General features: G+C 32.6%; 16 protein-coding genes. 3 read left to right on the plus strand and 13 right to left on the minus strand.

From position 1 onward, the window contains the following. Window positions 1–88: 88 nt before the first annotated feature. The 3 genes from bsdtb5_RS11210 to bsdtb5_RS11220 all read right to left on the minus strand — a co-directional run bounded on the left by bsdtb5_RS11210 (window position 89) and on the right by bsdtb5_RS11220 (window position 2,533). Entirely contained in the window at window positions 89–721 is a 633-nt protein-coding gene (locus tag bsdtb5_RS11210; protein WP_271712070.1) for a class I SAM-dependent methyltransferase, read from the minus strand. 275 nt (window positions 722–996) lie between these two features. Further along, window positions 997–1,644, minus strand: a complete 648-nt coding sequence (locus bsdtb5_RS11215) for an LptM family lipoprotein (protein WP_271712071.1) — start codon at window positions 1,642–1,644, stop codon at window positions 997–999. A gap of 109 nt (window positions 1,645–1,753) precedes the next feature. After that, window positions 1,754–2,533: a DUF1266 domain-containing protein gene (locus bsdtb5_RS11220; RefSeq protein ID WP_271712072.1), complete on the minus strand. Its 780-nt coding sequence runs from the start codon at window positions 2,531–2,533 to the stop codon at window positions 1,754–1,756. A 294-nt stretch (window positions 2,534–2,827) separates the two neighbouring features. On the opposite strand from bsdtb5_RS11220, the gene bsdtb5_RS11225 reads away from it, so the two are divergent. Together bsdtb5_RS11225 and bsdtb5_RS11230 are read left to right on the plus strand one after the other, a co-directional pair. Beyond that, window positions 2,828–3,223 (plus strand): BlaI/MecI/CopY family transcriptional regulator, encoded by a 396-nt coding sequence (locus bsdtb5_RS11225; RefSeq protein WP_271712073.1) that lies wholly within the window; start codon window positions 2,828–2,830, stop codon window positions 3,221–3,223. Beyond that, window positions 3,204–4,850, plus strand: coding sequence for a M56 family metallopeptidase (locus tag bsdtb5_RS11230; RefSeq protein ID WP_271712074.1), 1,647 nt, complete (start codon window positions 3,204–3,206; stop codon window positions 4,848–4,850). Before bsdtb5_RS11225 ends, bsdtb5_RS11230 begins: the two co-directional genes overlap by 20 nt. A gap of 352 nt (window positions 4,851–5,202) precedes the next feature. Here the strand turns inward: bsdtb5_RS11230 and bsdtb5_RS11235 are convergent, their stop codons facing one another. The 5 genes from bsdtb5_RS11235 to bsdtb5_RS11255 all read right to left on the minus strand — a co-directional run bounded on the left by bsdtb5_RS11235 (window position 5,203) and on the right by bsdtb5_RS11255 (window position 8,693). Further along, window positions 5,203–5,679: a hypothetical protein gene (locus bsdtb5_RS11235; protein ID WP_271712075.1), complete on the minus strand. Its 477-nt coding sequence runs from the start codon at window positions 5,677–5,679 to the stop codon at window positions 5,203–5,205. A 219-nt stretch (window positions 5,680–5,898) separates the two neighbouring features. Next, the gene (locus tag bsdtb5_RS11240; RefSeq protein ID WP_271712076.1) at window positions 5,899–6,666 is read right to left on the minus strand and encodes a nucleotidyltransferase domain-containing protein; all 768 of its coding nucleotides are present in this window, start codon (window positions 6,664–6,666) and stop codon (window positions 5,899–5,901) included. 96 nt (window positions 6,667–6,762) lie between these two features. Further along, complete coding sequence (locus bsdtb5_RS11245; protein WP_271712077.1) at window positions 6,763–7,533, minus strand: aminoglycoside adenylyltransferase domain-containing protein; 771 nt, start codon at window positions 7,531–7,533, stop codon at window positions 6,763–6,765. Window positions 7,534–7,566: 33 nt separating this feature from the next. Next, on the minus strand, window positions 7,567–8,097 hold the full coding sequence (locus tag bsdtb5_RS11250) for a DUF402 domain-containing protein (protein ID WP_271712078.1): 531 nt from the start codon (window positions 8,095–8,097) through the stop codon (window positions 7,567–7,569). 164 nt (window positions 8,098–8,261) lie between these two features. Further along, window positions 8,262–8,693 carry a GNAT family N-acetyltransferase gene (locus bsdtb5_RS11255; RefSeq protein ID WP_271712079.1) on the minus strand — a complete coding sequence of 144 codons (432 nt, stop codon included), beginning with the start codon at window positions 8,691–8,693 and terminating at the stop codon, window positions 8,262–8,264. A gap of 160 nt (window positions 8,694–8,853) precedes the next feature. On the opposite strand from bsdtb5_RS11255, the gene bsdtb5_RS11260 reads away from it, so the two are divergent. Further along, a complete protein-coding gene (locus bsdtb5_RS11260) occupies window positions 8,854–10,029 on the plus strand; it encodes an ISL3 family transposase (RefSeq protein ID WP_271712080.1) in 1,176 nt (391 codons plus the stop codon). A 221-nt stretch (window positions 10,030–10,250) separates the two neighbouring features. Here the strand turns inward: bsdtb5_RS11260 and bsdtb5_RS21940 are convergent, their stop codons facing one another. The 5 genes from bsdtb5_RS21940 to bsdtb5_RS11285 all read right to left on the minus strand — a co-directional run bounded on the left by bsdtb5_RS21940 (window position 10,251) and on the right by bsdtb5_RS11285 (window position 14,027). Continuing rightward, window positions 10,251–10,484: an MFS transporter gene (locus tag bsdtb5_RS21940; protein WP_271712081.1), complete on the minus strand. Its 234-nt coding sequence runs from the start codon at window positions 10,482–10,484 to the stop codon at window positions 10,251–10,253. A gap of 92 nt (window positions 10,485–10,576) precedes the next feature. Beyond that, on the minus strand, window positions 10,577–11,002 hold the full coding sequence (locus tag bsdtb5_RS11270) for a hypothetical protein (protein ID WP_271712082.1): 426 nt from the start codon (window positions 11,000–11,002) through the stop codon (window positions 10,577–10,579). Window positions 11,003–11,057: 55 nt separating this feature from the next. Then, the gene (locus bsdtb5_RS11275; RefSeq protein WP_271712083.1) at window positions 11,058–11,564 is read right to left on the minus strand and encodes a GNAT family N-acetyltransferase; all 507 of its coding nucleotides are present in this window, start codon (window positions 11,562–11,564) and stop codon (window positions 11,058–11,060) included. A gap of 228 nt (window positions 11,565–11,792) precedes the next feature. Further along, entirely contained in the window at window positions 11,793–12,314 is a 522-nt protein-coding gene (locus bsdtb5_RS11280; RefSeq protein ID WP_271712084.1) for a GNAT family N-acetyltransferase, read from the minus strand. Window positions 12,315–12,437: 123 nt separating this feature from the next. Continuing rightward, window positions 12,438–14,027 carry a hypothetical protein gene (locus bsdtb5_RS11285; RefSeq protein WP_271712085.1) on the minus strand — a complete coding sequence of 530 codons (1,590 nt, stop codon included), beginning with the start codon at window positions 14,025–14,027 and terminating at the stop codon, window positions 12,438–12,440. Window positions 14,028–14,054: the final 27 nt, after the last annotated feature.

Raw genomic sequence — 14,054 nt, forward strand, 5'->3', positions numbered from 1 at the left:
TATTGTTAACGAATTACAGAGTTATCGAATAACGCTTCAACATATCTAATTTATGTATTCTTTATTTCTAAGTAATCGGAATTATTTTTTATATATGACACAATCCTCTATAATGATTATGCGCTTTATGTTCAGTAATCCAAGTCTCAATCACTACGAATCCCATAAGTTCCAGCTCTTTTTCAAGAGCCTCTCTGGTTAGGATACAGCGCTCAATCGAAGAAATAGTAGGATTCGGCTCTCCTTCTGGTGCGAGAATTGCTGATCCAATATAAAAGATACCTGTTTTAGAAAGTAACCTTTTTACATTTGAATAAAACAAGATGCGTTCTTCACCAAATAGGCAATGTAGACAGTTGCCATCAATGATTAAATCATATTTCATGCCACTCAGTAAATCCTCTTCACAAACGCTTCCAGTGATAAATTCAATTGATACATCTTTCGATTTTGCTTTTTCTCTAGCCCATTTAATTGCTGTTGGTGAGAAATCGACCCCAGTAACTTTATGTCCCATCTGTGCTAATTTGATGGAGACATCACCTGCGCCACAACCTAATTCAAGGATACTACCTTCTTTCAAATGAATTGCAGTGAATATATTCTTAAGACTATCATCCCAGCCAGCCATTCGTGACTCGTAACTGTCACCACCCCAGCCGTTATAACCAGATTTCTTTAGTTTTTGATATATATTTTCGTGTTCGTTTCTTTTGTCCATATTTTAATTGTATATGATATATATAGAAGATCACAACTCCCTTCTTATCAATCTTTCTAATGTTATAGACTTAGTATTTAAGGCTTAATCTCCATTTTATTTCCTAATCTTATTCAAATTATACATCCTAAACCATATAATGTCATTAAAAACCAAAAAGGTAAAAATGATTTGTTACTAAAATCACTTTTACCTTTTTGCCTTATGTCATTATTTATTTATGTATTTGTGTATTTATATAGCATACAAATGAGTATATTAGCTAATCAAGAATTTTATTTATTATCTAACACACTAATATTTTTCATAAACTTTTCTTTTGCTTTTTCATCATCTTTTGAATATGTAACAAATAGATCAACCATATACTTTCCCTTTTTCAAGCAATAGAATTCCTGTATAAGTTTACCTTCGTATCCTGTTACTTTTAGTAGATGAAATTTCTTTCCTGCAATTTCTTTTTTAGTACGATCCACTACCTTATAACCTATACTTTGATTATTTTGAAGGGTTTCAAGAGTCTTATCAAGATATTTTTCTTCGTCATATTTCGTTCCACCTATTGATAATGCAAGATTTTCAAAAACTAATTGCACATTCATCGTATTTTTCGCATTGGATACCATATAACCATAGACCATCTTAAGATCAGCTGCAGCTTTTAATGCATCTTTGCTTGTACCATTAATCTTGCTCACAGTTTCAGCCGCAACACCCATTAGTTCTGATATTTCTTTATCACTTGCGATATTCCAATCATCTTCAATCTGGAACTTCATATTCAACCATTTGTTCTCAAATACTTTATCATTCCATGAACCTATTTCAAAACTAGGACCAGAACTTGTCTTTTTACCGCATCCTGATAGTACTGCTGTAAAAACCAGCATCATCATTAATAAAATACTTATCTTCTTTTTCATATCAATTATCTCCCTGTTATCTTTTGGATTTTTACAACATCTATTAACTTACCAGATAATACCTAAAATGTATAGTAGGTAAAAAGTTCTATAGACTACACTTGCCTTCTTACCAATCTTTTTGCAATTTCATATTCCAATCCAAGGAATATGGGCTATTCTTTTGCTTCTTTAACATTTCATATGTCTGTTTTCTTGCATAGCTTTCGGAATCTGGGTCTGACATATCGTCTCCATTCCAATATTGGAAACCATAGAAATAACTATCCATCATATCATCCCAAGAAGAATAGGTCTTCTGCAATTCTTGTGCGATCTTAAGACAAGAATCCATAGCCTCTTCATAGGTATAATATCCAGCAATGTAATACCATGCAGATAATTGCATCGCTCTTGATAGATCCCAAGCTCGAATCGCATTGTCTCCATATTTATCAACTGCATCATAGATGCCTAGAAAATAGACTCTATCTTCCTCTTTGTATGATTTATCAGATAATGCGGATACTAATTCATTTCTAGATAAACTCTTAAAATCATTATCTTTATATTCTGCTAGTAGCTCTTTATTATGTCCTTCGGTTAATGCCCACTTTAACTTTTCGTCTGCTGATTTACGATTCGATACTTCCCATGACTCAACAAGTCCTTCTTTCATCATCTTAACATTACTTTTGTCCGTTGCATCATATCCGCCGAACAGATTAATGTCTGCACCGTTTCTTGTTGATATAACTCCATATACTGCATTAAACCATCTAGCAGTATCAGATACACTCTCTTTCTTTGTTTCAGAACTTGAGGTATTCGAATTCTTTGATGTAGCCTTACTACAACCTGTTAATGCAAGTATGAAAACCAAGCTTAACGCTATTATTTTCTTTTTCATATTTGTATTTTCCCTTTCGTATCATTATTTTTCCACAACTTAGTTAGTTTAACAAATATTCCATGTACTAACATATAGGAAATAAGGACTAATATTTTAGTCAAATGTCCAATTTTCTATAGTTTATAAGGTTATTGAATACACGATTAAATTTCGTGATTAGCTTTTCTAAGTTACCATGATACAAACTACAAAGTATGAGTGATTAACATTTGTAATTAATTAACTCAAAAAGGTTGACACTTGTATACCAATATGTTAATATTTGTTATATCATAACAAAAGGAGGAAATTATGGGAAGCATCTACTTATCCGATGGAGAATGGAAACTAATGAAAGCATTATGGAGAAATGGTCCATGTACGATTACACAGTTAGTAATCTTATTGAAAGTAGAAACTAACTGGAGTAAGCATACTATCATAACAATGCTTGGAAGGTTAGAAAAAAAAGGCGCCCTCGCATATGAAGAAGGCGGTAAAGCAAAGCTATTTTACCCGATTGTTAAAGAATCAGAAGTAACCATCGATGAAACAAAGGGTTTTTTAGACAAAGTATATAACGGAAGCATTAGTCTACTAATAAATACCTTAGTTGGAAATCAATCTATCAGTAAAGAAGAACTGGATGAACTACATCAAATATTGCAGAAGGCTGAGGTGGATCAGATTGATAGAGATTCTAATTAGTTCCACAGTATTAATACTTATTATCTGTGGTATAAGAACTTTCTGGAAGGGAAAAATCAATTTACACTTACAATATGCATTATGGCTCCTTGTTGTTATTCGATTATTTCCTATTGGACTATTCATGGACACAACTACAATAAGAGTAGAAAGCCCAATCAGTATAATGGGTTCCATTAATCATCTAAACACTTACTTACACAATGACTCCAATGTAATCTCTCAAAGCAATTCTCACAATAGCGACACAAGATCAAATACTCACTCTAATAAAACTTCCACCAACACAATAAAACCAAACAATGCGAATGTAAATACTCCTTCAAATCAATCAGAAAATATAAGTCAAACTAGTAATATATTAGATAACACAATTGATCTATCCATTGTAAAATCAATATCAATCATAGTATGGTATATTGGCATGATACTTAGCACCGTATGGGTTCTATATGTAAATGTTCGTTTTCAGAATACAATAAAAAAAGATCGAGTATTATTAGAAAATGTAACTTGCAAGCTTCCTGTATACGTATCATCTAGCATCCACTCTCCTATGCTGTTAATGGTCCATGGTCGATTTGGAATCTATGTTACCACAGCCTGCCTTCAGAATGATTCTAAAATGAAACACGCCCAGACACATGAATTATGCCACTATCTACACCGAGACTATCTTTGGTCAATGATACGATGCATTTTATTGATAATCTACTGGTTTAATCCTTTCGTATGGCTTGCTGCCATTTTATCAAAGCGAGATTGTGAACTTTCTTGTGATGCTGCAGCTTTAAAGATATTAGGTGACGAAGAAAGGATTCCCTATGGTAGAACCATTCTAGAATTTGTTGCAGTGCGAAATAGTAAAAGCGATCTACTGAATATTGCAACCGCCATGTCAGAAAGCAAATCAGGTATGAAAGAAAGGATTCAGCTTATCACTAAGAAATCGAAAATGATGATTAGTTCCTGTATCGCTATATTTGCAATTATTGTATTGGCTATAATAACAACATTTACTGTGTCTCCAAAAGAAGCAAAAGGATTCTCAAAGACAAAAGAAACTAATGCCATGAAAGAAGAAGTAAATCCTGCACTACACAATGATTCTAGTAATAATTCAAATAGTGATTCAAATACAGATTTAAGCAAATTACTTGATGGAGAATCCCAGACAAAAGGATTTGATACTGGTTATTATTTTAACGGCGATCAATATATTACACCTAATGGTCCCATTGAGGATTTATCTGGATTCACCAATGATATAGTAGCTAACAAATACTTTGGAAAAACTGTCTGGAGTGAAACAGATGAAGTTCTTGATAATGGATATTCTAAAAGTTTTAGCAAAATGGAAGGAGTCTCTTACTGGCTAACCATTGATGCTACAGAAGACGCTTCTATCTCTTTAGACTATACAACAACCGCGAGTAATGACACACTAAAAACCCTAGTAATCTTCCCAGATAAAACTACTAAGGAATTAATAAAAGGTAAAGCTAATAAAATAGATTTACCGCAAGGTAAAACAGAGATTGCTATTGTAGCCTTTGATGCACAAGGTAAGGTAACAGTCCAATTTAGCAATCTTACTGATAAAGTAAGTATTAGCCAAACAGAATAGGTATTAAATATAAATTAATATATCAACTGACACAATCCCTCTAAGGCAGGCAACGTTAGTATCACAGTGCGACTACTTTAGAGGGATTGTGTGTTATGTACTAAATTTAAATGATAATGATATCTTAATCCTAAAATTACATCATAAGTCACATCCGGTTAAAGCTACTTACCTCTTGGTCATTCAAACCTATCTTTCTATTAGTATAATTTCAATTTAGTTTCATTTGAATTTCTTTGTAAAAAAATGATTCTATTTGCTTCTGTGTATCCTAGTCTTCTATGAAAATCTAAGCTAGTATCATTCGTCAACTCACAATCACATGCAAATTCTGTACAACCTTTAAAGTGCATTATTTATCTTTCAACTTAATTGGAATGAATGTCTCCATCTGCGCCCAACCTTGGGCTCTGATAATCTCTGGAGGTGTAATAATGTGACCCATTGCATAATGATTTGGCCTGATATCAAGTTCAAAAATCTCAGAAGCTTCGATATATTTTATTGCTTCATTACTTAACTTTCCATTTGCATCGTCATCACCGTCTTTATATACATATGTTAAGTAATAACCACCATCAAAATGAATCACTTCATTACCACCGTCCTCCATGTCCTCACTTAATGCCCATATCCACACCATTCCTTGATTTTCTTCATCGAAATATAGAAAATCACGTGGCATAAAATTATCTCTGTCTGATGGTTTGATGGCTGAAAAATATAGATCAAATTTACCTAAAACTCCTGTAGGTGAAAAGTCAAAATCTTTATCTACTCCTGATGAAGCCCCTTTGAAAGCTGGTAGTGATATTATTCTAAATTGCATATTGATACCTCCTGTATTATATTAATAGCCAATTTCGTTTACAACGATAATATTTTCACAATATTCTCACCGCTAATTAAGCTAATCTCACGATCTGTTAATTCCAGCTTTCTAAGTCTTGATAATACTTTAGCAATATTATTCTTGCCATATGGAGTGTCGCTTCCCAATAGTAACCTATCAGCTCTGCAAATTGTAAGATGACAGCTTCTTACTTCTTCATTTTGTCTGTTCTAGTTCTATTTCCAGTACATTCGCAAATACTTGCACGCTTTCACCTAATAGAGATAGCCAAGAAACAACCTCTGGCATATTTTTATACTTCATTGGTTCATTACGGATCATTATCGTTTTTCTTAGATCCTCTTCTACAGGGCATAGCTCCTGTTCTAAAGCCCAATATCCAGCCATTGTTTTTGATATCACTTGACCTGTTCGTAATGTGTATAAGCATCGTGCAGTATCTAAAAGCCATCCACATGAATACAAACTTTGATTCGTAGTAATAGCATGTTTTCGTATTGTTTCAAGATGCTGCATAACACCTTCTCTTAGTTGTAAGTAAGTGGGCAAACATAATGACTGACGGATATCATTTCCATATAGTAATATTCCATCATTCATTAGTTCATATCGTGAAAAAACATCAAATACATAATTATTGGTAATACGTTGACCGCTAGTCCCCCAATATACAACTCTTGTATATTCTTCATTATAAAACTCTTCAAGTGAAACAATGGCACCTTCAAAACTTCGAAAATAAGTATTATTTTGATCTAGCTTAAGTAGGTTTTGTCTCAATTCAACAAGTTCTTCTGCTTGTTCCTCAGACATAATATGCTTTATGAAACATATAATGTCAATATCGCTCCAACCCAATTTAAAATCGTCCATTGCGACTGAACCATAAAGATATATAGAAACAACATTATCACCCAATATAGAAACGAGTGCATTTTTCATAGTATCAATTGCATATTTCATATTTTCTGCTACCTCCCATGCTTATGTATTTATATAATTGCTTATAAATATTCAGTTAAACTTAAGTATGCGTAACTATACTATCAACTATTTCTTTTATTCTATTTGCTCCCTCTCAAACCCGATAATTGTAAGTGTTTCATCCGCAAATTGACCTGCAAGTTCCTTATCAGCTTGCATTACCTGATTTGTTTTGTAGCATTCTAATGCATTTATTATAAGAGGATGATATCTTTCAGGCATATGTGCTATCCCCCACTCGCCACCTTGTTTCTTAGAAAGACATAGATCTTCCTTTAAATATGCCAATACTCTGCATAAATTAAGTGTTATGTACATAGGTTCATCTGCTATATCTTCTCTTGCACCTTCCACATCTGACCAGATACTTTCTATATAATCCCTTTTCGATACCTCCCCGAATACATTCTCAATCGGTTCTCCATATAGCACAATTCCATACCTATTAATAATTGTAAAATGAGCTGCCAGATCCCTATCTTCACCTTTCATGTGTTCCACATAATTCTCTGGGTTGTCTTGAAACCATTGTTCATGAATAGGAGAAAAATGCAATTCAAACGGTGTTGGATACACAAAAGGCTTGCAATACTCTCTCCTCACAATACTAATCTCCAGCCCCTTCGCAGGAGCCTGCTCATTCATCTTTACAACCTGTTTCATAAACTCCATTTTCTGCACATCGGTAATATTTTCTTCAATCACTATGATTAGATCAATATCACTCTTTTCAGGATTAAAACAGTTCATAGCCATAGATCCATGCAGATATATTCCAGTCAATTTGTTACCGATTATTTCTTTGCTCATGCTAGTAAATTGATCAATTAAGTTTTGATACAACATATAAACCTTGCCCCCTATCTAATCTGATTTTTACTATCTCAACATATTCATACATTCATAAGTAAACGTGGTAAAAGTGTTAATATCCGAAAGCAGTCCCTTTCTCAGTTTCATACAAGTATCATTGGCAAGTTTAAACTGCTCTAACGTAATATCTCCTAGCTTGAATGCTTCTTCTAGTTCATCCCTGTCATCTTCAACTATGTTACCATCTGGATAAACAACTAAATCCAAATATAAATCATTGAAATAAGGAATGGAATCCTTATCTATTCCTTGTCCTGCAATCATATCTATGTACCACAATAAAATTTTATTTTCTTCATTCATCATTGCAGTAATGCAGTAATATTCATCACTAGGTAAAATAGAAATCCATTTATATCCCTTTTGACATACAACAATATCTTCTCCGTTAAAATTCCATATCTGCGGAACCGATACATCGAGTATATCTATTTGACCAATATATCCTTTAAAGACCTCATTATTAAAGAATTTGATTTCATGTTTTTTAGATAATATGCATTCCCATTCGTCATTTGATAATCGACTTCTTTTCATTAGATCCTCCCGAGAATTAAAACAAGTAATCCTTAACGATTAATAGAATAAATATATTAAATACATAAAAATCCTGATATTTATTAATTTAAATACTCTTACTATTAATGATAACAAATACTGTATATAATTACCATGAAAATAAAAATAGAATAACTAAAAATTCAAATTTCTTTTTCCTGCAATTTCTTTTCCATCCAAATATGTGGACAATCCTCATCTAAATATTCTTCTCCTTGCATTTGGTATCCTTGCTTTTCATAAAATGTTGCAACTCGCACCTGTGCTGACAACATTACGCTTTTTCCGCCTTTTATCTTAATACTTTCTTCTACAAATGTAAGCATACCTGCTCCTATATTATTACCTCTGTATTCCTTTATAACAGCAATTCTACCTATAACATAGGATTCTTTTTTGATATGAAAATAGAATCTACAAGTTGATATTGGACTTTCCTTGTCATAAATGACAATGTGTGTGGCGATATCGTCTATCTCATCAAACTCATCTTTAAAACCCTGCTCTTTTACAAACACTTCATTTCGTATAAGTCTAGCATCTTCTGGTAAATAATTAAACTTTTTGGTTATCATTTTGGACCTCCTCTATAACAAAAGGTTCTATAATAAATGTTGGGGTGTGTTAAAAACACACTTCCAACATTTTTGTTTTTATATTAAAATACATCTATATAAAGCCTCTTCACATGCCAACCGACCAAAGCTAACATTTTAAAGGAGGTATTTTATATAGATGCAATCTAATTGTAACAAAAATCTTTTAAATTTAGAAGGTGTAAAATTAAAAAGTGTGCAACACACTTTAGATGGAATTATTATCAAGATTGAAACCAATCCCAAACCTCAAATTTGTCCTTGTTGTGGAGCTGGAACATCTAAAATACACGATTATCGTTGGCAGAAAATTAAAGACTTACCTTTTCAGTTGTCCAATGCTTATTTATTGTTAAGAAAACGAAGATATGTATGTTCTTGTGGTAAACGTTTTTACGAGAAATATAGTTTTATAGCTAAATATCAGCAACGTACAACACGACTATCCTTCAAAATTGTTGAATTGCTTCGTTCAACCAACAGTATTAAATATGTTGCTTCCCAAACTAATGTCTCAATGAATACAGTAATACGTATTCTTGATACACTCTCGTATGATAAACCACATATTCCTCAATGCATTTCAATTGATGAATTTAAAGGGAATGCTGGTGATTCCAAATATCAATGTATTCTGGTGGATGCAAAGAAAAAATGTATTCTTGATATTTTACCGGATCGTACTCAGTCCCATCTTATTGAGTATTTTAAATCTTGCAGTCGTGATGAAAGATATCGTGTTAAATTTTTTATTTCTGATATGTGGCAACCTTATATAGATCTTGCCAAAACATTCTTTCCTAATGCCACAATCATCGTAGATAAATATCACTACATTCGTCAGGTTTCCTGGGCAATTGAAAGTGTTCGTAAACGTTTACAAGCATCCATGACACCAACTCTTAGAAAGTACTATAAGCGAAGTAGAAAACTTATACTGACTCGATATTCTAAATTAAAAGATGACAACAAAAAAGCCTGTGATTTAATGCTACAATACAGTGATGATTTACGACTAGCTCACAGGTTAAAAGAATGGTTCTATGAAATATGTCAGAGTAATAGCTATACATATCAAAGAACTGAATTTTGGGAGTGGGTAAAAAGTGCTGAAAGCTCTGGATTACACGAATTTGAAGCATGTGCAAAAACATATAGACGCTGGTCTGAGTATATACTTAATGCCTTTAAGTATGGATATACAAATGGACCTACGGAAGGATTCAATAATAAAATCAAAGTACTAAAAAGAAGTTCTTATGGTGTACGTAATTTCGAAAGATTTCGTACACGTATCATTCACAGTTCTATGTAAAAAAATGGTCGGTTTTCAAGAGGCTTATTTGTCATGCAAAAAAACATCTATTATAGAACCTAGTCATAAAAATAGCTCTATTGTCAGTGTTAGTGCGGGTGCAACGCACCTCACACCCCAACACTTGACAAAGAGCCTAACAAAAAGGCACCCAAAAGCTAACCTTATAGTGTGAATACACACCGTACCTACGGTTGGCTTTTGGATGCCTTAAAATGCAATCATCCGGTGATGAAAGCATAAGCTTTTATAATTTGCAAATAAACTATAACAAATAACTTATTTGGTGTCAATGATATATTTCTGTATGATTCATTAACACAGTTCTTATTATCAATTACACATCCCCTAAGGATGGCAAAAACACAAAGTACACTTGCAATAACATACAAGCTAAGTCCCACCATTAGTACTGGTTTTCTTCCATATTTATCACTAATAGGTCCCCAGAACAAGGTTCCAACTATTATCTCATTGCTTATGCTAGTAAATTCATCAATTAAATTTAAAATAAATATAATCTCGTCCCTTTATATTCTGATGTATCTTATATAATATATCTTTCTAACACACTATCGATTAATGGTAATAGTGGATTATCATTCTTGATATGCCTACGATAAAACTCCGCTGTTTTAGTATGAACCTTCACACCATTATGTATAATGTCACGCGTTTCCTCTATACAGTCTTTTTTGTCATAAGGAAACATAAAATGAACTTTCTGATTTTGTATCTCTGCGAAAAAATACTCCATTTCATATTCACTAATTTTGATATCAGTTTGATTATAATTTATTAAAAGTTGTTTTACTTTATCCTTGTATTGTCTTAATATAATAACGTCAATGTCATCCATTATAAACTCTACGCCATGTATGAACACAGATGTTGACGCATCAAACTGATATTCAATATTATTTATCTCAAATAATTCAGCTAAGTAGCATATAACATTCCATTGTTCTTCCATATATTTATCACTCCCCAAAATAAATTATTGAAACCAAGTTCCATTTGAGCTACCTTTATACTTCTATCTCAAACCCATATTCATGCAATGTAAGGTCATCATCGATTCTTTCTTCATAGATTCCATCTACCTGCCTAAATCCATTTTTTAAATAAACATTTATAGCTGGTTGATTTATATCCACAACAAAAAGCCTTAAATATTTGGCATTCTTCTGCTTAGTGAGTGTAATAGCATGCTTTAGCATTATACTGCCAATTCCTCGTCTTGAATAATTAACATTAACTCCGAAACGGTCAAGATATAATGCCTTCTCATGGGCATTTTCCCATTTCACATAACTTTCTCCATCATTTGATTCACATAATGCAAATGCTGCAACTATATCATTAGACTCGATTAGTACATAAAGGCGATTATTCTCAATATCATTACTAAAAAACTCACATGGATAAATTTCGTCCCATATTGCTATGTTATTTCTGTTCATATTATCTATTATTTTTCCATACATCGCTTTTAGTTTCGATAAGTCGTTACTATTTGCCAGTCTCAAATTCATATCAATATACCTCATATTCAAATTATTATTGTAGTTCAGACTCAAAAAAATCAACTGATATAACTTAAACGTTACAAAATTTTCGTACAACCAGCCCTATTTTAGGATTACCAATCAATTGAAAACCTAATTTTTTATATGTGGAATACTGTCCATGGTAATTTGTTCATGAAAACAAGTGTGTAGTTCTATCGTATACGTATATGAGTATGAAATACTATATTCTTGTTATACTCTTCCAATATAATAAAATACATCTTTCTGATTTCTAAATTCATCTATGCCCATATATTTCATTCCTATTTTTTGAAGTACCCTTCTTGATGCTATATTTTCTGGATCAGCCATTCCATAAATACCAGTGATATTTGTTGTTTTGAATGCTTGTTTAATTATTTCTCTTCCGATTTCAGTTGCATATCCTTTATTCCAATAGGACACGTCAAGTTTCCATTCAATCTCAGGCTCGTCTACCTTATAAGGATTTAACCCAGTCAATCCAATTATCTTGTTACTTGTTTTTTCAATGATAGCACCATGAAAACAATCTAAGGTGATAAAGTTTTTCTTAATAAAGAACTGAATATATTGTTCAGTTTTATATTTATCCCAAGGCTTGTTTTTATCTTTTGTATATTGATGTACTAAGGGATTGGACATAACTTCATATAAACCTGCAACATCATTCATTGTATATTGTCGCACTATCAGGTTTTTAGTTTCAAAAAAAATATGTACCATACTATTCATTATTATCTCCATAATATACTATAAGCTATAATCCATGTATTGTGCATTAGCAATCCATAACATGGTATTGGTTGAACTGGATACTTCTCTTAATCGTAGGAATCTGAACATCCCTTTCTAATATTACTGTACAAAATAATCAAGAGTTCTCCCATTATAAGTCAATCTAATATGTCTCTTCGATATTACCCGATATCCAAGCTCTATGGTCTGCTTATAATCATTGATCACGATTACCTTGCGATTAATATCTATAGAATAAGTAGCATCTCCATCCACTGAATCTCCATATATTAAGAACCAAGGATTAGTGCCATCGATAGCGTTTATTACATCATCCTTTAAGAATTCAACCGTATACTCTTGTTCTTCATTCCACCAACTCTTACCAGAAGTTCCACCAAAGAAATCTTTCGCTTTCGCCTCTGTGGCAAATGTTATATTCTCCTCATCACTGTATTTGAGATTCTCTGCAATAATCGTTAGCGTATATTTTTGTGCTACGCTACCATCAATATTTTTGAATATTACGTTAACGTGGTAAGTTCCTTCCGCAGATATCGATAGTTGCATCTTCCCATCAACTAACACCGCATTTACTTCTGAACTGTCCGAAGTAATTTGTTCCATCGATCCTCCTGTTAACGGATTGCCACTTGTATCAGTAATTGGATAGGAACAGGTGTATATGCCCTTTACTTCTTTTGGCTTCAATGTAACTACTTGTGGCATATCATATGTTTCAATGACATTGATCTCATATTTATTGACAATGGCTTTACCTTTATCATGATACGTTAGAAATATATCTGTTTTTCCAATCTTTAATCCATTTAATAATAAGGACGCGCTAGCTGACTTGACATCCTCACTAAGTTTGGCTGATACTATGGTATTATCCTTTATATCGATAGATAATTTTCCGCTCTTAGGTGGTGTGAAATAGAGGATTACCGACTTCCCTTTCACTACCTTCTTGCTTTCCGTGTAAATACTTCCATCATTCTTTGGCACCATGATACCAAATTGATACCAATATTCCGACCCGTCCTTAAAATCCACAAACACATTACCACTTGTATAACCATAATTGGTCGCAGTTATGGTAAAATTCTTATTCTTTTCACTAGTCTTCATTGTACAAACATTGCTGTCTTCATATACAACTGTGTCAAATCCAAGCATTGAGCTACTATATTTACCAAATGTACTATGTATCGAGTCAATTTCTACGCTGTTATCAATCTTAAAGCTCTTTTTTTCACCTTTATTAAAAAGTTGAGTTGCTGAATAACCACGGTTGTACTCTTTTGCGAAATTTATCTTAATTCTTACATTAAACGATTTCCTTTTATTTGCGTTATAATATTTGACTATGATGCTAGAGGATTCTTCTTTCCAAGTATTATTTGCAACACATGCCAATACAGCAGTATGTTTCTTACCGTTTGACAGATAGGTTTTCTTTTTTACCGAGACTCTTTTATCTGATGAAGAAAACGTCAAATTCTTAATTGATGCGGTTTTCATATCGAATACAGATACCGTTTCGTATACCCCCGCAGTCATTGTCTTTGTTGTTGTTTTTGTTGTAGTTTCCATCTTAGTTTTCGATTCCATATTCTGAAATATCATTACTACCAGAATCATAATTATCGTACAGAATAATATTACTTTTAATTTCTTAGTTAATATCATTATCTTATTCTTCATTAAACTCCTCCAAAGGCAAACTCAAGT

It is taken from the genome of Anaeromicropila herbilytica (assembly GCF_016591975.1).
In the GTDB taxonomy this organism is placed as follows: Bacteria; Bacillota; Clostridia; order Lachnospirales; family Lachnospiraceae; genus Anaeromicropila; species Anaeromicropila herbilytica.